Raw genomic sequence first — 23,705 nt, forward strand, 5'->3', positions numbered from 1 at the left:
GATCTATGGAACTTCATGAGCGGGCACTTCCGCTGACACGGGGACAGTTGGATATCTGGCTGGCCGAGGAGACGGGTGTTTTCGGCGCCAGGTGGCAATTGGGCGTGTTCGTGCGCATCGCGGGCCCGATCGACCCTGATTTGTTCGAGTCGGCGATCCGGCAGGCGGTCAGCGAGGCCGAACCGCTGCGGGCGTCGTTTTTCCAGGTGGATGGCCAGGTTTTCCAGAAGATCGTGGATGACCCGCACGTTGAGCTTGCTCGCTATGACCTGATGGGCTCGCAGGATCCCGAGCGCGACGCCTATCGGCTGGCGTCGTCGATTCAGCGCACCGCGATGCCGCTGAGCGGTCCGCTGTTCAAATTCGCGTTGATGCAGACACGCATCGACGAGTTCTATTTCTTCGTCTGCTGCCACCACATCGTGACCGACGGTGTCGGCCTGGCTCTCGTTCTGCATCGCGTCGCGACGGTCTACAGCGCTATCGCGTCTGGCGCGTCGGCTCCACCGGCCTTTTTCGGATCGCTGACCGATCTGATCGACAACGAGCTCGAGTACGAAGCGTCCCGCGATTACGTCAACGATCAGGCCTATTGGAGCAGGAGCCTGCGGCCGGAAAACGAACCACGCTATCGGCTGGCGGCGGCCGCGAACGGGCGTGACTGGGATGCGTTTTCCGTTCCCGTTCAACTGGACCCGGCCGCGGTGGCCCGGATGGACGAGCTGGCGCAGGCGTTGGGGATGCGCCGGTCGTCGGTGATGACCGCGGCGTGCGCGCTGTTGGTGCGGGGCTGCGACATCGAGGGTTCGGAGGTCGTGTTCGACTTTCCGGTCAGCAGGCGGGTGGATCCGGAGGTCAAGTTGGTGCCCGGGATGGCGTCCGGCGTCGTCCCATTGGTGTTGACGGCATCGCCGGGGGCGACGGTCGCCGAGTTCTGTGAGCATGTCGACACGAGGATCCGCGAAACGGTTCGGCACCAACGGTTCCCGGTTCACGCGATCGAGAACACCGCGCGTTATCGCGCCTCCGGGCAGGCATCGAACCGGATCGCCGTCAATTTCATTCCGACGACACATCTGACGGATCTCGCCGGTTCCGCCGTGACGGCGACGCTGACCCACGACGGTTTGGGAGATCAGTTCCGGCTGGTCTTTTTCCGGGACGAGGAAAAGCTTTATCTCAGCACGCCCGGTGCCGGCCAGTTGTTTGCGAACTGCGATGTGCACGACTTGGCACGGCGGTTGGAGCGCGTGTTTGCCGCGATGACCGCCGACCCCGGTCGGTGGCTGTCGTCGATGGATCTGCTGGGTGAGCCTGAGCAGGCCCGCATCGATGATTGGGGCAACCGGTCGGTGCTGACCGAGCCGACGGCGTCGGTGTCGATTCCGGGCTTGTTTGCCGCGCAGGTGGCGCGCGCCGCCGAGGCGGTGGCGGTGACCTATGAGGGCCGCGGCATGACGTATCGCGAGCTCGATGAGGCGTCGAACAGGTTGGCGCACTTGCTGGCCGGCCAGGGCGTGGGGCCCGGCGAACGGGTGGCGTTGCTGCTGTCGCGGTCCGCCGAGGCGATCGTGTCGATTTTGGCGGTGTTGAAGACCGGGGCGGCGTATGTGCCGATCGACCCGGCGGTCCCGGCGGCCCGCACCGAATTCATGGTCGATGACGCCGCGCCGATCGCCGCGCTCACCACCGCGGCACTGGCCGACCGGCTGCAGAACTGCGATGTACCGATCATCTACCTCGACGACCCCAGGATCGGCACCCAGCCCAGCACGGGGTTGCCGGCCCCGGACGCCGAGGACGTCGCCTACCTGATCTACACCTCGGGCACCACCGGTGTCCCCAAAGGCGTTGCCATCACTCACCACAACGTGACGCAGCTGATGGCGTCCCTCGACGACAACCTGGCGCTGGTGGGCCAAGTGTGGTCGCAGTGGCATTCCCTGGCCTTCGACGTCTCGGTGTGTGAGATCTGGGGTGCCCTGCTGCACGGCGGCCGGCTAGTGGTGGTGCCCGAGTCGGTGGCGCGATCGCCGGAGGATTTCCACGCCTTGCTGGTTGCCGAACAGGTCAGCGTGCTAAGCCAGACCCCGTCGGCGTTTTACGCGCTGCAAACCGCCGACGCGCTGGCACCCGAGCTGGGAGATCAGCTGAAGCTGCAGACCGTGGTGTTCGCCGGCGAAGCGCTTGAACCACAACGACTTCGGACCTGGCTGGACAACCACCAGGGTTTGCCGCGGCTGATCAACATGTACGGCACCACCGAGACCACGGTGCATGCCTCGTTCCGCGAGATCGTTCGCAGCGACGTCGGCAGCACCGCCAGTCCCGTCGGGGGGCCCCTGGAGCACCTGGGCTTCTTCGTGCTGGACGGGTGGTTGCGGCCGGTGCCCGCAGGCGTGGTCGGAGAGCTATATGTCGCCGGCCGCGGAACGGGGCACGGTTACCTGCGCCGGGCGGGTCTGACGGCGTCGCGGTTTGTGGCCTGCCCCTTCGGCGGGCCAGGGGCACGCATGTATCGCACCGGGGACCTCGTCTGCTGGGGCGCCGACGGGCAGCTGCAGTATCTCGGGCGCGCCGACGAGCAGGTCAAGATCCGCGGATTCCGCATCGAACTCGCCGAGGTCGAGGCGGCGCTGGCCGGCGTGGAAGGGGTGCAGCAGGCGGTGGTGGTCGCCCCCGAGGATCACTCCGGGCACAAGCGCCTGGTGGGGTATGTGACCGGGAGCGCCGACCCGGCCGCCGCGCGCGCGACGCTGGCCGAACGGCTCCCCGACTACATGGTGCCGGCGGCGGTGGTCGCGTTGCAGGCGCTACCGCTGACGGTCAACGGCAAGCTCGACAAACGCGCCCTGCCGGCACCCGAGTATCACGACGCCGACGGTTATCGCGCCCCGGACAGCGCGGTCGAGGAGCTCCTGGCCGGCATCTACGCCCAGGTTCTCGGGCTAGAGCGGGTCGGCGTCGACGACTCGTTCTTCGAGCTCGGAGGCGACAGCATCCTGTCGATGCAGGTGGTGGCCCGGGCACGGGCGGCCGGTGTGGTGTGCCGGCCGCGCGACATCTTCGTCGAGCAGACCGTGGCCCGGCTGGCCCGGGTGGCCGATATGGCCAACGATGCGGGCGGCCCGGTCGATGAGGGTCTCGGAGCGGTGGTGTCCACCCCGATCATGCGTTGGCTGGAAAGCGTCGACGGTCCCGTCGACCAGTTCAACCAGACGGTGGTGGTGCACGCGCCCGCCGGCGTGATCGAGGCCGACGTGGTGGTCGTGCTGCAGGCCTTGCTGGATCGGCATGCCATGTTGCGCCTGCGCGTCGACGACGGCGGCGCCCGGGGCTGGTCCTTGACGGTGCCCGAGGTGGGATCGGTGGATGCGCGTCAGTGCGTGCGCACAGTCGACGTGCTGTCCGAGGAGGCGCTGGCGCAGGCGCGCTTGCGGTTGAACCCGGCGGCCGGGGTGATGCTGAGCGCCGTGTGGGCGGCTTCCACCGGCCAGTTGGCATTGATTTGTCACCACCTGGCCGTCGACGGGGTATCCTGGCGAATCCTGTTGGAGGACATCAACATTGCGTGGGCCCAGCATCACAGCGGGCAATCGGTGGCGTTGCCGGCCGGCGGGACGTCGTTTGCCCGATGGGCGAAGCTGCTGGCCGGACAGGCGCACGCCGCCGATGTGATGGACCAGGCCGAGACGTGGCGCCAGTTGGCCGCGACGCATAGCGCGTTGCCGGCGGTGCAACCGGCGGTGGACACGTATGCCAATGCGGGAGTGTTGTCGGCGGAGCTGGATGTCGAGACGACCCGGATGCTCCTCGGTGAGGTACCGGCTGCCTTCCATGCCGGCGTGCAGGACGTTTTGTTGATTGCGTTCGGGCTTGCGCTCGCGGAGTTCTTGGGCACCGGCAGCGCCCCGATCGGCGTCGACGTCGAGGGACACGGGCGCCACGAGGAGCTGGCCGCCGATGTGGACCTGTCGCGCACGGTCGGATGGTTTACCAGCAAATACCCGGTCTCCCTGGCCGTCGGTGGGCTGTCCTGGGAGCAGGTAGGCACCGGCGAAGCCGCCTTGGGGGCGGTGCTCAAGGACGCGAAAGAACAGCTCCGGGCCGTCCCGGACGGCGTGACCTACGGGCTGCTGCGCTACCTGAACAGCGATGTCGACCTGGCCGAGTCGGACCCGCCGGTCGGGTTCAACTATCTCGGTCGGCTGGGCGCCCCCGCGTCCCAGGCATCCGGCGATCTGTGGCACATCAGCCAGGAAGACTGGTCCCTGACCGCCGCGGCGGCCGCGGTGCCGACGCCGCTGATGCACACGCTGGACCTCAATGCCGGCACCGTCGACACGGAGGCCGGCCCGCGCCTGCACGCCAACTGGACCTGGGCACCGTCGGCGCTGAACCACGCGCAGGTCAGCCGGCTGAGCCGGTTGTGGTTCGAGGCCCTGGCCGGTATCTGCGCGCACGTGCGCGGCGGCGGGGGTGGGCTGACGCCGTCTGACATCGCACTTGCCGGTCTTAGCCAGCAGCAGATCGACGAGCTCCAGCGACAATATGCGGATTGCTGACGTCCTGCCGCTGACCCCGCTGCAACAGGGGCTGCTATTTCACGCCAGCACCGCGCTAGGTAGCGACGATCTGTATGCGGTGCAGCTCGATATCACGGTAACGGGCCCGCTTGACCCGCGCCGCCTGCGCGATGCGGTGCAGACTATGGCCAACCGGCATCCCAACCTGGCTGCCCGATTCAGCGAACAATTCGACCAGCCGGTGCAGATCATCCCGGCTGACCCCGAGGTGCCGTGGCGCTATGTCGAGCTCGACGGCGGTGACGAGATCGAGCGGTTGTGCGCCGTCGAACGCGCCTCGGTGTGCGAGCTCGGCACCGAACTGCCCTTTCGGGCCGCCTTAATCCGCACCGCGGCCGACCGGCACCGCTTTGTGCTGACCTTTCACCACATCGTGGTCGACGGCTGGTCGCTGCCGATCGTGCTGCAGGAAATCTTCGCCAGCTATCACCGACAGCGGCTGCCCGCGGCCGCGCCGTATCGCCGGTTTGTCACCTGGCTGGCCGATCAAGACTTTGCTTCCGCCCACGCGGCGTGGCGCGAGGCCTTCGCCGGGTTCGACACCCCGACACTCGTGGGCGGACCTAACCCGTTGCGGCTCGGGCGGCGAAGCGTCGCATCGTTTCGGGTCTCCGAGGAAACCACCAAGGCCATCGGTGAGCTGGCGCGTTCCTGCCACACCACGGCCAACGTCGTGCTGCAGGCCGCGTGGGCGCAGCTGCTGACGCTGCTGACGGGCCGGCACGATGTCGCCTTCGGTATCACGGTTTCGGGTCGGCCGCCCGAGGTGCTGGGCGCGGACTCGATGGTGGGGCTGCTGATCAATACCGTGCCGATGCGCGCGCGCATCACGGTGGAAACCACCACCGCGGACCTACTGGAGCAGCTGCGAACCACGCACGGCAATACGCTTGAGCACCAGCATTTGGCGCTGCGCGAGATCCACCGCGCCACGGGTCACGACCAACTGTTCGACACCCTTTTCGCGTTCGAGAACTATCCGCTCGACACCGATGGACTGCTGGGCGTCGACGGGTTGGCGGTCACCGAGTTCACCAACCACGAATACAACCACTACCCGCTGGCGGTGCAAGTGTCGCCCGGCAGCGAGTTGCGCCTACGCGTGGAATTCGACACCGACGTGTTCGACACGTCCACCATCGACACACTGATCGAGCGGCTGCAGCGGATCATGGCGGCGATGACGACCGACCCGACGCGGCGGTTGTCGTCGACGGATCTGCTCGACGAGCCCGAGCGGGCCCGCCTCGATGCGTGGGCCAACCGCGGGGTGCTGACCGGGCCGGCGAAGTCCACGGAGTCGATCCCGGCGCTGTTTGCCGCGCAGGCGGCGCGCGCCCCGGAGGCGCTGGCGCTGACCTTCGATGGCCGCGGTATGACGTACCGCGAGCTGGACGAGGCGTCGAATCGGTTGGCGCACTTGCTGATCGGCCAGGGCGCCGGTCGGGGCGAGCGGGTCGCGTTGCTGTCGTCGCGGTCGGCCGAGGCGATCGTGGCGATCTTGGCCGTGCTGAAAACCGGTGCGGCGTATGTGCCGATCGACCCGGCGGTGCCGGCGGCGCGGATGGAGTTCGTGCTCGGTGACGCCGCACCCGCCGTCGCAATCACCACCGGCGAGCTGGCCGAGCGGCTGGCCGGGTCCGGCCTACCGGTCGTCGATCTCGGCGATCCGCGGATACGCGCCCAGCCCGGCACGCCATTGCCGGCGCCGGACGCTGAGGACGTCGCCTACCTGATCTACACGTCGGGAACGACCGGCGTCCCCAAGGGGGTCGCGATATCGCACCGCAACGTCACCGAATTGCTGGACGCCGCGGGCGATCGCCTCGAGCTGGCGGAACGGGTTTGGTCGCAGTGGCATTCGTTGGCGTTCGACGTCTCGGTGTGGGAGATGTGGGGTGCGCTGCTGCACGGCGGTCGGCTGGTGGTGGTGCCCGAGTCGGTGGCGCGCTCACCCGAAGACTTCCTCGCCCTGCTGGTAGCCGAACGGGTCAGCGTGTTGAGCCAGACCCCGTCGGCGTTTTACGCGTTGCAATCCGCCGACGCGCTGGCGCCCGAGCTCGGCCGACGGCTGAGCCTCGAGGCGGTGGTGTTCGCCGGCGAAGCCCTTGAACCACAACGTCTTCGGGCATGGCGGGACAACCACCAAGGGTCGCCGCGGCTGATCAACATGTACGGCACCACCGAGACGACCGTGCACGCCTCGTTCCGCGAGATCGTCGGCGACGATATCGACGGCAACGTCAGCCCGATTGGCGTGCCCCTGGCCAATCTCGGCTTTTTCGTGCTCGACGGCTGGTTGCGTGCGGCGCCCGCGGGTGTGGTCGGGGAGTTGTATGTCGCGGGTTCGGGGGCCGGCTACGGGTATGTGCGCCGGGCCGGTTTGACCGCGTCGCGGTTCGTGGCGTGCCCCTTTGGCGGACCCGGGGCACGGATGTACCGCACCGGGGACCTGGTCTGCTGGGACGCCGATGGGCAGCTGCGGTATCTGGGCCGCGCCGACGAGCAGGTCAAGATCCGCGGGTTCCGGATCGAGCTGGGCGAGGTCCGCGCGGCCTTGGCCGGTGTGGGCGGGGTGGAGCAGGCGGTGGTGATCGCCCGCGAGGACCGCCCCGGCGACAAGCGCCTAGTCGGCTATGTGACGGGGAGCGTCGAGCCGGCCACGGCGCGCGCGAGGCTGGCCGACCGGCTGCCCGAGTACATGGTCCCGGCCGCGGTGGTGGTGTTGGACGCACTGCCGTTGACGGTCAACGGCAAGCTCGACAAACGGGCCCTCCCGGCGCCGGAATACTCGGATGCCGATCGCTATCGCGCTCCGGCCACAGTCGCCGAGGAGACCCTGGCCGGGATCTATGCCCAGGTGTTGGGGCTGGACCGGGTCGGGGTCGACGAGTCGTTCTTCGACTTGGGCGGGGATTCGCTGTTGGCGATGCGGGTGATCGCCGCGGCCAACAAGTCTTTGAACGCCGGCCTTTCGGTGCGGGACCTGTTCGAGGCGCCCACGGTGGCGCAGTTGGCACCCCGCGTCGGCGCCGAGGGGAGCGGGCTGGAGCCGTTGGTGGCCGCCCCGCGGCCGGCGGTGATTCCGCTGTCGTTTGCCCAGAGCCGGCTGTGGTTCCTGGACCAGTTGGAGGGGCCGTCCCCGGTCTACAACATGGCGGTGGCGTTGCGGCTGGGTGGGCGCCTCGACGCCGAGGCGTTGGGTGCGGCGCTGGCCGACGTGGTGGGCCGCCACGAGTCGCTGCGCACGCTGTTCGCGGCGCCCGACGGAGTACCTCGGCAGCTGATCGCCCCCGTCGAACGGGCCGATTTCGGTTGGCAGATCATTGACGCCACCGACTGGCCGGAAAGCCGCCTCAACGGGGCCGTCGACGAGGCGGTCCGCTGTGGTTTCGACCTGGGAGCCGAAATTCCTTTGCGGGCAAGGCTTTTCCGCGTCGCCGACGACGAGCACGTGCTGGTGGCCGCCGTGCACCACATCGCCGCCGACGGGTTGTCGGTGCGGCCGCTGGTGCGTGACCTGGGCCAGGCGTATGCCAGCCGATCCATGGGGCAACCCCCCGACTGGGCGCCCTTGCCGGTGCAGTATGTCGACTACACGCTGTGGCAGCGCCAGCAGCTGGGCGATTTCGACGACAGGCAGAGTCGCATCGCCGCGCAGCTGACCTACTGGGAGGACGCGCTGGCCGGGCTACCCGAGCGGCTGCAGCTTCCCACCGATCGGCCCTATCCGCCCGTCGCCGATTACCGCGGCGCCAAAGTCGCGGTGAATTGGCCGGCGGAGCTGCAGCAGCAGATCGCGCGTGTGGCGCGCGAGCACGACGCGACCGGTTTCATGGTTGTCCAGGCCGCCTTGGCGGCGTTGCTGTCCAAGCTGAGCGCCAGCAGCGATGTGGCGGTGGGGTTCCCGATCGCCGGGCGGCGTGACCCCGCACTCGACGACTTGGTGGGTTTCTTCGTCAACACGTTGGTGCTGCGGGTCGATGTGGCCGGTGATCCCACGGCCGCCGACTTGTTGGAGCAGGTGCGCCAGCGCAGCCTCGCCGCCTACGAGCACCAAGACGTGCCCTTCGAGGTCCTGGTGGAGCGGCTCAACCCCAGCCGAAGCCTGACCCATTCCCCGTTGATTCAGGTCGTGTTGGCCTGGCAGAACGACGACCCCGCGACGCTGAACCTCGGCGATCTGCGAATCACCCCGCTGCCGGTGGACACCCACACCGCCCGCATGGACTTGACGTTTTCGTTGGGCGAACACTGGACCGAGAGTGGCGAGCCCGCCGGGATCGGCGGGGACGTGGAGTTTCGCACCGACGTGTTCGACGCGGCCACCATCGAGGGGCTAGTCGAGCGGTTGCGACGGGTTTTGGTGGCCATGACCGCCGACCCGAAGCGCCGGCTGTCGTCGGTGAATCTCCTCGACGCCGGAGAGCGCGCCCGGCTCGACGCGATCGGCAACCGGTCCGTCTTGAGCGCGGGCGAATCGTCGTCGGTGTCGATCCCGGAGTTGTTTGCCGCGCAGGTGGCGCGCGCTCCCGAGGCGGCGGCGCTTAGTTGCGGCGAACACTCGTGGACGTATCGCGAGCTGGATGAGGCGTCGAATCGGTTGGCGCACTTGCTTTCTGGGCACGGTGCGGGCCCGGGGCAGTCGGTGGCGCTGCTGTTTTCCCGGTCGGCCGAGGCGATCGTGGCAATTTTGGCGGTGCTCAAGACCGGGGCGGCCTATGTGCCGATCGACCCGGCGCTGCCGGTGGCCCGGATCGGGTTCATGGTGGCCGATGCCGCGCCCGCCGCCGCGATCACCACTGCCGAGTTCGCCGATCGGCTGCACGGCCATGAGGTGCCCGTCATCGATATCGGCGACCCGCGGATTCGCGCCCAGCCCGACACGGCGTTGCCGGCGCCGGCGGCTGACGATATCGCGTACCTGATCTACACGTCGGGCACGACTGGTATCCCCAAGGGCGTGGCGGTTACCCACCGCAACGTCACCCAGCTGGTGGAAAAGCTGCACGCCAACCTACCGCCGGGACCGGGACAGGTGTGGTCGCAGTGGCACTCCTACAGCTTCGACGTCTCGGTCTGGGAGATCTTCGGTGCGCTGTTGCACGGCGGACGCCTGACGGTCGTGCCCGAGGCGGTGGCGCGCTCGCCGGAGGACTTCCCCGCCTTGCTGGTCGCCGAAAACGTCAGCGTCCTTTGTCAAACCCCGTCCGCCGTGGGGATGTTGTCGCCGGAGGGTCTGGATTCGACGGCGTTGATCGTCGCCGGTGAGGCCTGCCCGACCGAGTTGGTGGATCGGTGGGCACCGGGGCGGGTGATGATCAACGCCTACGGGCCCACCGAGGCCACGGTCTATGCGGCGATGAGTGCGCCGCTGGCCGCGGGGTCGGGGGTCGCGCCGATCGGCTCGCCGGTGCCGGGCGCGGCGTCGTTCGTCCTCGACGAGTGGTTGCGGCCGGTGCCCGCTGGGGTGGTCGGGGAGTTGTATGTGGCCGGTCGCGGTGTGGCGTGTGGGTATGTGCGGCGCGCGGGGTTGACGGCGTCGCGGTTCGTGGCGTGCCCGTTCGCCGGCGCGGGAGCGCCAGGAGCACGCATGTATCGCACCGGGGATCTGGTGCGCTGGGGCGCCGACGGGCAGCTGCAGTACTTGGGCCGCGTCGACGATCAGGTCAAGATCCGCGGCTACCGGATCGAACTCGGTGAAGTTCAGGCGGCGCTGGCCGGCGCGGACGGAGTGGAGCAGGCGGCGGTGATCGCCCGCGAGGACCGCCCGGGCGACAAGCGGCTGGTGGGTTACGTGACCGGGGCGGTCGAGCCGATCCGCCTGCGCGCCAAGCTGGCCGATCAGCTGCCGCCGTATATGGTGCCGGCCGCGATCGTCGTCGTCGACGCGCTGCCCTTGACGGTGAACGGCAAACTCGACAAGCGGGCCTTGCCCGCACCGGAATACCGGGACGGCGATCACTATCGCGCTCCTTCGGGTGCGGTGGAGGAGATCCTGGCGGGCATCTACGCCCAGGTGTTGGGGCTCGAGCGGGTGGGGGTTGACGACTCGTTCTTCGAGCTGGGTGGGGATTCGCTTTCGGCGATGCGGGTGATCGCCGCGGCGAACAAGTCGTTGGATGCCGGGCTTGCGGTGCGTGTCTTGTTCGAGGCGCCGACGGTGGCGCAGTTGTCCCTTCGTGTCGGCGCCGAAGGGGATCGGCTGGAGCCGTTGGTGGCCGGTGAGCGGCCGGCGGTGGTGCCGTTGTCGTTCACCCAGAACCGGTTGTGGTTCTTGGACCAATTGCACGGGCCCTCACCGGTTTACAACATGGCGGTGGCCCTGCGGCTGCGCGGCCAGCTCGATGCCGACGCGCTGAATTCGGCGTTGGCCGATGTGGTAGCCCGCCACGAGAGCCTGCGTACCGTGTTCGTCGCACCGCAGGGCGCACCGCAGCAGGTGGTGATGCCGGCTGAGTGGGCCGATTTCGGCTGGGATGTCGTCGACGCCGCGGGCTGGCCGGAAAGCCGGCTGCGGGACGCCGTCGAGGAGATGGCCGCCCACGCGTTCGATCTTTCCTCCGCGATTCCGTTGCGGGCGCGGCTTTTCCGCGTCGGCGAGGACGAGCACGTGCTGGCCGCGGTGGTGCATCACATCGCCGCCGACGGACTGTCGATAGGGCCGCTGGTGCGCGATCTGGGCGCGGCCTACGCGAGTCGCTTTGTGGGGCAGGCGCCGGGGTGGATGCCGTTGCCGGTGCAGTACGTCGACTACACGCTCTGGCAGCGCGCGCAATTCGGCGAACTCGACGACAGCGAGAGCCGCATCGGCGCGCAATTGGCTTACTGGGAAGGCGCTTTGGCGGGAATGCCCGAGCGCCTTGCGTTGCCCACCGATCGGCCTTATCCGCCGGTGGCCGATTACCGCGGGGCCACCGTGGCGGTGGAGTGGCCGGTCGAGGTGCAGCAGCAGCTGCGCCGGCTGGCCGCGGACCACAACGCGACCAGCTTCATGGTGATGCAGGCCGCGCTGGCGGTGTTGCTGGCCAAGATCGGCGCCACAAGCGATGTGGCCGTGGGATTCCCGATCGCCGGACGACGCGATGCGGCTTTGGATGACTTGGTCGGCTTTTTCGTCAACACCCTGGTGTTGCGCCTCGATGTGGCCGGGGACCCGACCGTAGCCGAGGTCTTGGCGCAGGTGCGTGCGCGCAGCCTGGCCGCCTACGAGCATCAGGACGTCCCCTTCGAGGTGTTGGTGGAGCGGCTCAACCCGGCCCGCTCGCTTGCGCATCACCCGTTGGTTCAGGTGATGCTGGCCTGGCAGAACTGGCAGCAAGGCGATCCCACCGCCGGGATGGCCTTGGGTGATGTAGAGGTCAGCCCGTTGCGGGCGGATACCCATAGCGCCCGCGTGGATTTGACGTTTTCATTGGCCGAGCGCTGGACGGACAGTGGCGAGCCCGCCGGGATCGGCGGTGAGGTGGAGTTTCGCACCGACGTGTTCGACGCGTCCAGCATCGAAACCCTCGTCGAGCGGCTGCGGCGGGTGTTGGTGGCGATCACCGCCGACCCGGCACGGCGGCTCTCCTCGGTCGATGTGCTCGACGCCGGTGAGCAGGCCCGGCTGGATGGCTGGGCCAACCGCGCGGCGCTGACCCAACCCGCGACCACCACGGTGTCGATTCCGGCGGTGTTCGCCGCGCAGGTGGCCCGCGCCCCCGAGGCGGTGGCCATCAGCTTCGAGGGACGTCCCATGACGTACCGGGAGGTTGACGAGGCGTCGAATCGGTTGGCGCACTTGCTGGTTGGCCAGCGGGTGGGCCCGGGGCAGCGGGTGGCGCTGCTGTTTTCCCGGTCGGCCGAGGCGGTCGTGTCGATCCTGGCGGTGCTCAAAACCGGTGCGGCGTATGTGCCGATCGACCCGGCGGTGCCGGACGCGCGGATGCAGTTCGTGCTCGGCGACGCCGCGCCTGTCGCCGCGATCACCACCACCGCACACGCCGACCGCCTCAACGGGCAGCAGCTGCTTGTGATCGACGTCGACGACCCGCGGGTCGCCGCCCAGCCGAACACCGCGCTGCCGTCCCCGGCCCCCGACGAGATCGCCTACCTGATCTACACCTCGGGCACCACCGGAGTCCCCAAGGGGGTGGCCGTCGCCCATCGCAACGTGACGCAGCTATTGGAGGCTTTGGACGCCGACCTGGGGCTCTCGCCCGGGCAGGTGTGGACGCAATGCCACTCCCTGGCGTTCGACTTCTCGGTGTGGGAGATCTTCGGCGCGCTGTTGCACGGTGGGCGCCTGGTGGTGGTGCCCGAATCGGTGGTCCGCTCGCCGGGGCACTTGCACGCCTTGCTGATTCGCGAACAGGTCAGCGTGTTGAGCCAGACCCCGTCGGCGTTCTATGCGCTGCAAACCATCGACGCGCAATCTCCCGAGCTGGGAGACCAGCTCAAGCTGGAGACGGTGGTGTTCGGCGGGGAAGCGCTGGAACCGCAGCGCGTTGGGACATGGTTGGACAATCATCAGGGTCTGCCGCGACTGATCAACATGTACGGCATTACCGAGACGACGGTGCACGCGTCGTTCCGCGAGGTCGTTCACAGCGATGTCGATAGCGCGGCAAGCCCCATCGGGGTGCCGTTGGCCCATCTGGGCTTTTTCGTGCTCGACGGCTGGTTGCGACCGGTGCCCGCCGGGGTGGTCGGGGAGTTGTATGTGGCCGGTTCCGGGTTGGCGTATGGCTATGTGGGCCGCGCGGGCTTGACCGGATCTCGGTTTGTGGCTTGCCCATTCGGGGCGCCCGGCGCACGCATGTATCGCACCGGCGATGTGGTGTGTTGGGGTTCCGACGGGCAGCTACGGTATCTGGGGCGCGCCGACGAGCAGGTCAAGATCCGCGGCTACCGCATCGAACTCGGTGAGGTCCAGGCCGCGCTGGCGGGTGTGGACGGGGTGCAGCAGGCGGTGGTGATCGCCCGCGAGGACCGACCCGGCGACAAGCGGCTGGTCGGTTACGTGACCGGAACCGCGGATCCCGGTACGGCGCGCGCGAAGCTGGGCGAGCGGTTGCCCGAATATATGGTGCCGGCCGCGGTGGTGGTGATCGATGCCCTGCCGATGACGGTCAACGGCAAGCTCGACAAGCGAGCCCTCCCGGCGCCGGAGTATCAGGACGCCGGCGGTTACCGGGCACCGGCCACCCTCGCCGAGGAGATCGTCGCCGGTATCTATGCCCGGGTGCTCGGGCTGGAGCGGGTCGGGGTCGACGAATCGTTCTTCGAGCTGGGTGGCGACTCGCTGTCGGCGATGCGGGTGATCGGCGCGATCAATGCCGCACTCGATGCCGGTCTTTCGGTGCGTGCCCTATTCGAGGGGCCCACGGTCGCGCAGCTGACGCCCCGCATCGGTGCGGGCGGGGACGGGCTGGAGCCGTTGGTGGCCGTCGAGCGCCCGGCGATGATCCCGCTGTCGTTCGCCCAAAACCGGTTGTGGTTCCTCGACCAGATGCAGGGGCCGTCCCCGCTCTACAACATGGCGGTGGCGTTGCGGCTGTGCGGGCGCCTCGACGCCGACGCATTGGGTGCGGCCCTCGCCGACGTGATCGGCCGCCACGAGAGCCTGCGCACGCTGTTCCCGGCGGTTGACGGGACCCCGCAGCAGTTGGTTATTCCCGTGGAGCGGGCCGATTTTGGCTGGGACGTCGTCGAGGCGACGGACTGGGCGGAAAGCCGGCTGCGGGAGGCCGCCGGCGCCGCGGCGCGGTACACATTCGACCTCGCCGCCGAAATCCCTTTGCGGGCAAGGCTTTTCCGAGTAGCGGATGACGAATACCTGCTGGTGGCCGTGGTACACCACATCGCCTCCGACGGGTTGTCGATTGGCCCGCTGATGCGTGACCTGGGTGTGGCGTATGCCAGCCGCTGCGCGGGAGAAGCCCCCGGCTGGGCGCCGTTGCCGGTGCAATACGTCGACTACACGCTGTGGCAGCGCGAGCAGCTCGGCGAGCTCAACGACCCGCACAGCCGCATCGCCGCGCAGGTGGCCTATTGGCAAGACGCCCTGGCCGGGATCCCCGAGCAGTTGGCGCTTCCCACCGACCGGCCGTATCCGGCGGTCGCCGATCAGCGCGGCGCCCGCGTCGCGGTGGACTGGCCGGCCGACTTGCAGCAGCGGGTGCGTGAGGTGGCGCGCGAGCACGGCGCGACGAGTTTCATGGTCGTGCAAGCCGCGCTGGCGGTACTGCTGTCCAAGCTCAGCGGAAGCAGCGACGTCGCAATCGGTTTCCCGATAGCCGGACGTCGCGATCCGGCGCTGACCGACTTGGTCGGTTTCTTCGTCAACACCTTGGTGCTGCGCGTCGACCTGGCTGGGGACCCCACCGTCGAGGAGTTGTTGGACCAGGTGCGCGAGCGCAGCCTGGCCGCCTACGAACACCAGGACGTGCCCTTCGAAGTGCTCGTCGAGCGGCTCAACCCCACGCGAAGCCTGAGCCATCACCCGCTGATCCAGGTGGCGTTGGCGTGGCAGAACCTTGCCGGGCAGGACAACGATCCCGCCGCGTGGACGCTGGGTGATCTACGGGTTACGCAGGTTCCCGCCGAGGCCGACACCGCTCGCATGGATCTGGTGTTCGGCTTGGCCGAGCGGTGGACCGAGTCCGGTGAGCCCGCCGGGATCGGCGGGGAAGTGGAGTTTCGCACCGACGTGTTCGACGCGACCAGCATCGAGATGCTGGTCGAACGGTTGCGGCGGGTGATCGTGGCCATGACCGCCGATCTCGAAGGGCAGTCATGAGCGCCCGTTCGGGGCAGCGATTATCGGCGATCGATCTGCTCGATGAGGACGAGTTCGCCCAGCTGGATGTGTGGGGTAACCGCGCGACCTTGACCCGGCCGGTGACCGCGGCGGTGTCGATTCCGGCGTTGTTCGCCGAGCATGTGGCGCGCACGCCGGATGCGGCGGCGGTGACTTTCGACGGCCGCACCATGACGTATCGCGAGTTGGACGAGGCGTCGAACCGGTTGGCGCACTTGGTTTCTGGCTACGGTGCACGGCTCGGGGAGTGCGTGGTGCTGCTATTGCCGCGGTCGGAGCGGGCGATCGTGGCGATTCTGGCGGTATTGAAGACGGGCGCGGCCTACGTGCCGATCGACCCGGTGGTGCCGGACGCCCGGGTGGAATTCGTGGTCGGCGATGCCGGGCCCGTCGTCGCGATCACCACCGGCGGGCTGATCGGCCGGCTGGACGGGCATGACGTCCCGGTCGTCGACGTCAACGACCCGCGCATTGCCGACCAGCCCAGCACGGCGCTGCCGACGCCGGCGCCGACAGCCCAGGATTTCGCGTACCTGATCTACACCTCGGGCACCACCGGTGTGCCCAAGGGGGTGGCGACGACCCACAGCAACGTGACCGAGCTGTTGTCGACGCTGGATGGCGGTCTGCCCGCGCCCGGCGTGTGGGCGCTGTGTCATTCCTTGGCCTTTGACGTGTCGGTGTGGGAGATCTTCGGCGCGCTGCTGCGTGGCGGACGAGTGGTGGTGGCGTCCGAAGAGGTGACCGCCTCACCGGACGACTTCCACGCGTTGCTGGTTGCCGAGCGGGTCAGCGTGTTGACCCAAACCCCAACCGCCGTGGCGGCGTTGTCACCGGAGGGCGTGGACTCGGCGTTGGTGATGGGCGGCGAGGCCTGCCCGGCCGAGGTGGTCGATCGCTGGGCGCCGGGGCGGGTGATGGTCAACGGCTACGGCCCCACCGAGACCACGATGTGCGTGTCGATCAGCGCACCGCTCAGGGCGGGTTCGGGTACGCCGCCGATCGGGTCGCCGGTCGATGGGGCGGCGTTGTTCGTCCTCGACGGAAAGTTGCGGCCGGTGCCCACCGGGGTGGTCGGGGAGCTGTACGTGGCCGGCACGGGCGTGGCCGCCGGCTATGTCGGTCGCGCCGGGTTGACGGCGACCCGGTTCGTGGCCTGCCCATTCGCCGGCGCGGGAGCGCCAGGAGTACGCATGTATCGCAGCGGCGATCGCGTGCGTTGGGGAGCCGACGGGCAGCTGCAGTATGTGGGCCGCGCCGATGAGCAGGTCAAAATCCGCGGCTACCGGATCGAACTCGGCGAAGTGCAGGCCGCCCTCGCCGCCGTGGACGGGGTGGAGCAGGCGGTGGTGATCGCCCGCGAGGACCGCCCCGGCGACAAGCGCCTGGTGGGTTATGTCATCGGGACGGCGAACCCGGTCGAGATCCGCGCGCTGCTGGCCGAGCGGCTCCCCGTCTACATGGTCCCCGCCGCGGTGATCGCGATCGACGCGCTGCCGCTGACGTCCAACGGCAAGCTGGACACCCGCGCGCTTCCGGCGCCGGAATACCAGGACGGCGATCACTTCCGCGCCCCGAGCGGACCCGTCGAGGAGACGCTGGCCGGTGTCTTTGCTCAGGTGCTTGGTCTGTCACGGGTCGGGGCCGATGAGTCGTTCTTCGATTTGGGTGGGGACAGCATTTCGGCGATGCGCCTGATCGCCGCGATCAACACCGCCCTCGATGCTGGCCTCGCGGTGCGCACCGTGTTCGAGGCGCCGACGGTCGCCCAATTGGCGCCCCGTATCGGTGCCGACGGCGAAGGACCCGAGCCGTTGGTGGCCGGCCCGCGGCCCGCCGTCCTGCCGCTGTCGTTCGCCCAGTCCAGGCTATGGTTCCTGGACCAGTTGGAAGGACCGTCACCGACCTACAACATCGGGGTGGCGCTGCGGCTGCGCGGCGAGTTTGACGTCGATGCGTTGGGCGTGGCGCTCGGCGATGTGGTGGGCCGCCATGAAAGCCTGCGCACGCTGTTCGCGGCCCCCGACGGCATGCCCGAGCAAGTGGTCGTTCCCGTCGAGCGGGCCGACTTCGGCTGGCAGGTCGTCGACGCCGCCGACTGGCCCGCTAGCCGATTGGATGAGGCCATCGGCGCGGCGGCACGTCACCCCTTCGATCTGGCCTCCGAAATCCCTTTGCGGGCAAGGCTTTTCCGCGTCGCCGCGGACGAACACGTTTTGGTGGCCGCGATGCACCACATCGCCGCCGACGGGTTGTCGGTGACCCCGCTGGTGCGGGATCTCGGTGTGGCCTATGCCAGCCGGAGTGTGGGGCAGGCCCCGGAGTGGGCGCCGTTGCCGGTGCAGTACGCCGATTACACGTTGTGGCAGCGCGACCAGCTCGGCGAGCTGACCGACCCGGACAGCCGCATCGCCGCCCAGCTGGAATTCTGGCTGGACGCCCTGGCTGGCATGCCCGAACACCTGGCGCTGCCCACCGACCGGCCCTACCCGCCGGTGGCCGACCACCGCGGTGCCAGTGTGAAGGTCGACTGGCCGGTCGAGTTACAGCAGCAGGTCACCCGGCTGGCCCGCGAGCACAGCGCGACCAGCTTCATGGTGATGCAGGCCGCCCTGGCGGTGTTGCTGTCCAAACTCAGCGCCAGCCCCGACGTGGCGGTGGGATTCCCCATCGCCGGGCGCCGAGACACCGCGCTCGACGAATTGGTCGGCTTCTTCGTCAACACCCTGGTGCTGCGGGTCGACCTGGCCGGCGATCCCACCGTCGCCGAGGTGTTGGCCCAGGTGCGCCAGCGCAGCCTGGCCGCCTACGAGCATCAGGACGTGCCCTTCGAGGTGCTGGTGGAGCGGCTCAACCCCACCCGATCGCTGACCCATCACCCACTGGTTCAGGTGCTGCTGGCGTGGCAGAACAACGAGCCCGCGAAGCTGAGTCTGGGTGACCTGCAGGCCACCCCGTTGCCGGTGGACACCCAGAGCGCCCGCACGGACCTGACGTTCTCGTTGGCCGAACGCTGGACCGAGGACAGCCAGCCCGCCGGGATCGGCGGTGAGGTGGAGTTTCGCACCGACGTGTTCGACGCGTCGAGCATCGAGGCGATGATCGAGCGGCTGCGGCGGGTGCTGGTGGCGATCACCGCCGACCCCGCCCGGCGGCTGTCGTCGGTGGATGTGCTCGATGCCGGTGAGTACGCCCGCCTGGATGCGTGGGGCAACCGTGCCGTGCTGACCGAGGCGGCCCCGCCCGCGGCGTCGATCCCGGTGTTGTTCGCCGCGCAGGCGGCGCGGGCCCCGGAGGCGGTGGCGATCAGCTGCGGGGATCGCAGCATGTCCTATCGAGAGGTCGATGACGCGTCGAATCGGTTGGCGCACTTGATGATCGAACGGGGCGCCGGACCGGGCCAGCGTGTGGCGTTGCTGTTCGCCCGTTCCGCCGAGGCGGTCGTGTCGATCCTGGCCGTGCTGAAAACCGGGGCGGCGTATCTGGCCGTCGACCCGTCGGCGCCGGCGGCGCGGATGCAGTTCATGCTCGACGATGCCGCCCCGATCGCCGCGATCACCACCACCGACCTGGCCGCGCGGCTGCACGGGTGCGGCCTGCCGGTCGTCAACATCGACGACCTCCCCGCCGACATCGAAACCAGCGCCGCGTTGCCGGGACCGACCCCCGCCGACATCGCCTACCTGATCTACACCTCGGGCACCACCGGCGTCCCCAAGGGGGTGGCCGTCGCCCACCGCAACGTGACCCAGCTGCTGGAGTCTTTGGACCGCGACCTGTCGCCGGGTCAGGTGTGGACCCAATGCCACTCCCTGGCGTTCGACTTCTCGGTGTGGGAGATCTTCGGTGCCCTGTTGCACGGCGGGCGCCTGGTGGTGGTGCCCGATTCGGTGGTGCGCTCGCCCGAAGACCTCCATGCCTTGCTCGTCAAAGAACAAGCCAATGTGTTGAGCCAAACCCCCTCGGCGTTTTATGCGCTGCAAACCGCCGACGCGTTGCAGCCCGAGCTGGGGGACCAGCTCAAGCTCGAGACGGTGGTCTTCGGTGGCGAGGCGCTGGAACCCCAGCGTCTGGCGACGTGGCTGCACCACCATTCGGGATCGCCGCGGCTGATCAACATGTATGGCATCACCGAGACGACGGTGCATGCCTCGTTCCGGGAGGTCGTCGACGCCGATGTCGACAGCAACGCCAGCCCGATCGGGGTGCCGTTGGCCCATCTGGGCTTTTTCGTGCTCGACGGCTGGTTGCGGCCGGTGCCCGCCGGGGTGGTCGGGGAGCTGTATGTGGCCGGTGGCGGGCTGGCGTACGGGTACGTCGGCCGGGCCGGGTTGACGGCGACGCGGTTTGTGGCCTGCCCGTTCGGCGGGCCCAGCGCACGGATGTATCGCACCGGCGACCTGGTGTGCTGGGGTGCCGACGGACAGCTGCGGTATCTCGGGCGTGCCGACGAGCAGGTCAAGATCCGCGGGTATCGCATCGAACTCGGTGAGGTGCAGGCGGCGCTGGCCGCGCAACCCGGCGTGCAGCAGGCGGTGGTAATCGCCCGCGAGGACCGCCCCGGCGACAAGCGCCTCGTCGGGTATGTCACCGGGACCGCCGATCCGGCCGCGGCGCGCGCCGCACTGGCCGACCGGCTGCCTGCCTACATGGTGCCGACCGCGGTGATGGTGATCGAAGCCCTGCCGCTGACCGTCAACGGCAAGCTCGACACGCGCGCCCTGCCCGCGCCGGAATACCAAGAGGTCGATCACTACCGCGCCCCGGACGGCCCGGTCGAGGAGACGCTGGCCGGCATCTACGCCCAGGTGCTCGGGCTGGAGCGGGTCGGCGCCGACGAGTCGTTCTTCGAGCTGGGCGGCGACAGCATTCTGTCGATGCAAGTGGTGGCGCGGGCGCACACCGCCGGTCTGGTGTGTCGGCCGCGCGACATCTTCGTCGAGCAGACCGTGGCCAGGCTGGCCCGGGTGGCTCGCAAGGCCCCGTTGCTGTCCGTGACCATCGGTCCGGATCGCACGGCCGACGAGGGTGTCAAGCATGTGGTCGCAACCCCGATCATGCGGTGGCTGAAGGGCCTGGGTGGCCCCGTCGAGCAGTTCAACCAGACGGCGGTGTTGCAGGCTCCAGCGGGCGTGACCGAGGCGGACGTGGTCGTCGTGCTGCAGGCGTTGCTGGACCGGCACCCCATGCTGCGGCTGCGCGTCGCCGACGACGGGGCCCGAGGCTGGTCGTTGACGGTGCTCGAGGCGGGGTTGGTCCACGCGAGCGCGCACCTGCAATCCGTCGAGGCGCTCTCCGACGAGGCGGTGCTGCAGGCCCGGGCGAGGTTGAACCCGGCCGTCGGCGCGATGCTCAGCGCGTTGTGGGTGCCCTCGACCGGCCAGCTGGCGTTGCTGATCCACCACCTGGCCGTCGACGGGGTGTCGTGGCGGGTCCTGCTGACCGACTTGAACATCGCCTGGGTTCAGCATCGCGGTGGACAGCCGGTGGCCTTGTCGGCCGAGGGGACGTCGTTTGCCCGGTGGGCATCGCTCCTGGCCGAGCATGCGCACCGCCCGGAGGTCGTGGACCAGGCTGACGCGTGGCGGCGGGTGGCGGCGGTTCCGGCCGCGCTGCCCGCGGTGCGACCCGCGGTGGACACATTCGCCAGCGCCGGACGGTTGTCGGCGTCGCTCGATGTCGAGACCACCCGCATGCTGCTGGGTGAGGTGCCCGCGGCTTTTCACGCCGGAGTGCACGAGATCCTCTTGATCGCGTTCGGCCTGGCGTGGGCCCAGTTCTTGGGTAGCGACGGCGCGCCGATCGGCATCGATGTGGAGGGCCACGGGCGTCACGAGGAGCTGGCCCCCGATCTTGACCTGTCGCGCACCGTCGGGTGGTTCACGACCATCTACCCGGTGTCGCTGGCGGTCGGCGGGGTGCCCTGGGCGCGGGTGGTGGCGGGCGACGCCGCGTTGGCGGCCGCCATCAAGGAGGCCAAGGAGCAGCTTCGCGCTCTGCCGGAGCCGTTGACGTACGGCTTGCTCCGCTATCTGAACAACGACGTGGAGCTGGCCGGACGGGATCCGCGGATCGGTTTCAACTACCTGGGGCGGCTGGGCGCGGCGGCGAGCGAGATCTCCGACGATTTCTGGCGCGTCAGCTCAGACGGCGAGGAGATCGCAGGAGTCAGCGCGGCCATAGCGATGCCGCTGCCGCACACCGTCGACCTCAACGCGGCCACCGTCGACACCGACGCGGGCCCACACCTGCAGGCCAACTGGACGTGGGCGCAGTCGGCGCTCGACGATGAGCAGGTCGGCCGGCTGAGCCGGCTGTGGTTCGAGGTTCTCGGCGGCATCTGCGCGCACGTGCGCCGCGGCGGGGGCGGGTTGACGCCGTCGGACATCGTGCCGGCCCAGTTGAGCCAGCAGCAGATCGACGACCTGGAGCGGCAACACCGCATCGCCGACATCTTGCCGCTGACCCCCCTGCAGCAGGGGCTGCTGTTCCACGCCAACGCGGCGCACGGATCGGGCGACGACGCGTATGCGGTCCAGCTGGACATCACCATCACGGGCCCGCTCGACCAGCACCGGTTGCGCGATGCGGCGTCCGCGGTGGTCAAACGGTATCCCAACCTGGCGGCCCACTTCTGCGCGCAATTCGACGAGCCGGTGCAGCTCATCCCGGCCGATCCGGCGCCGCCGTGGCGGTACGTCGAGCTGGACGCAAGCGGTGTCGATGTCGACGAGCAGATCCGGCGGCTCTGCGCCGACGAACGCGCCGCGGTCTGCGATTTCGACAACCCACCGGCCTTTCGGGTGGCGTTGATCCGGACCCGAGCGGATCGGCACCGGTTTGTGCTGACCAATCACCACATATTGATGGACGGCTGGTCCCTGCAGATCCTGCTGCGGGAAATCTTCGCCGGCTACTGCGGGCATCGCCTGCCCGCCGCGGTGCCCTATCGCCGATTCGTCGACTGGCTGGCCGATCGGGACCGCAGGGCCGCCCAAGCGGCCTGGCGCGACGTATTGGCCGGCTTCGACACCCCCACCCTGGTGGGCCCGCCGGATCGGTTAGGGCTCGGGCAGCGCGGCGATCAATCGTTGCGGGTGCCCGAGGAGACCACCCGCGCCATCGGCGAGCTGGCCCGCTCGCAGCGCACCACCGTCAGCACCGTGTTGCAGGGCGCTTGGGCGCTCCTGCTGATGTCGCTGACAGGTCAGCGTGACGTGGCCTTCGGCGCCGTCGTCTCGGGGCGGCCGGCCGAGGTGGCCGGCGCGGAATCGATGGTGGGCCTGTTGATCAACACGGTGCCGGTACGGGCCACCGTCACGGCGGAAACCACCACAGCAGATCTGCTGGAGCAGTTGCAAAGCGCCCACACTCACACGCTCGAACACCAGCATCTGGCGCTCAGCGATGTTCATCGCATCGCCGGTCGGGAAAGGTTGTTCGACACCGTCTTCGTGTACGAAAACTATCCAACCGAAACCGCGGCGTTGTCGGGCATCGACGGGTTGGCCATCACCGACGTCACCAACCGCGACTACTACCACTACCCGCTCACGATCCAAGCGGCGCCGGGCCGCGAGCTGGAGCTTCGCGTCCAATACCGCACAGCGCTTTTCGACTCGGCCGCCATCGAAGCATTGATCGGACGGTTGCGCGGGCTGCTGGTGGCGATGACCGCGGAGCCGACGCGGCGGGTGTCGTCGATGGATGCGCTGGACGCGGGTGAGGACGCCCGGACAGGCGGCCGTCGCGACCCCACGTCGCTCCCGGCCCCGCAACACCCGGATGCCGAGGGTTACCGCGCGCCGGCCAATGCGGTCGAGGAGATCGTGGCCGATATCTATGCCCGGGTGCTGGGGATCGAGCGGGTAGGCGTCGATGACTCGTTTTTCGATATGGGCGGGGATTCGCTGGCGGCGATGCGGGTTATCGCGGCGATCAACACCGCTTTGAACGTCCGCATTGCGGTGCGCACCCTATTCGACGCGGCCTCCGTTCGGAGCTTGAGTCAGCACTTGGGCAGCACACCGACGGCCTTCATCACCACGAAGTGACGCGGCGCCGCCGGGAACCCAAACCACGCCAAGGGATTTGGTGGCAGGCCGGTCCCGGGTAACCGAAAAGCATTGCGCACCAGGACGGAATCAAGCCGCATCGAGTCTACGCGATTGACGAATAACCCTCGGCGGTGAATTCTTCGTTACTGCTAGCGAAGGCGCCGCCGGACGGGAAGCGACATCGAAGTTACGTTCGCGGTGGCACTAACGAGCACCGAAAATTCCTTGTCCCGCAGGGGCCGGGGCCCAGCGCCGAGG

The 23,705-nt window shown here is 68.8% G+C and carries 1 protein-coding gene and 1 pseudogene; both read left to right on the plus strand.

The window, feature by feature from the left end:
* Positions 1-5 precede the first annotated feature (5 nt).
* Entirely contained in the window at positions 6-4,565 is a 4,560-nt protein-coding gene (locus ACQI5H_RS00855; protein ID WP_427077546.1) for an amino acid adenylation domain-containing protein, read from the plus strand.
* Positions 4,552-23,444, plus strand: a pseudogene (locus ACQI5H_RS00860) (non-ribosomal peptide synthase/polyketide synthase). Before ACQI5H_RS00855 ends, ACQI5H_RS00860 begins: the two are co-directional and overlap by 14 nt.
* Positions 23,445-23,705 lie beyond the last annotated feature (261 nt).

This window comes from Mycobacterium heidelbergense, from assembly GCF_050205645.1.
In the GTDB taxonomy this organism is placed as follows: Bacteria; Actinomycetota; Actinomycetes; order Mycobacteriales; family Mycobacteriaceae; genus Mycobacterium; species Mycobacterium heidelbergense_A.

Bases quoted from the DNA above. Each gene is read 5' to 3' on its own strand.
- ACQI5H_RS00855 (WP_427077546.1), top strand. From the start codon at position 6: ATGGAACTTCATGAGCGGGCACTTCCGCTGACACGGGGACAGTTGGAT.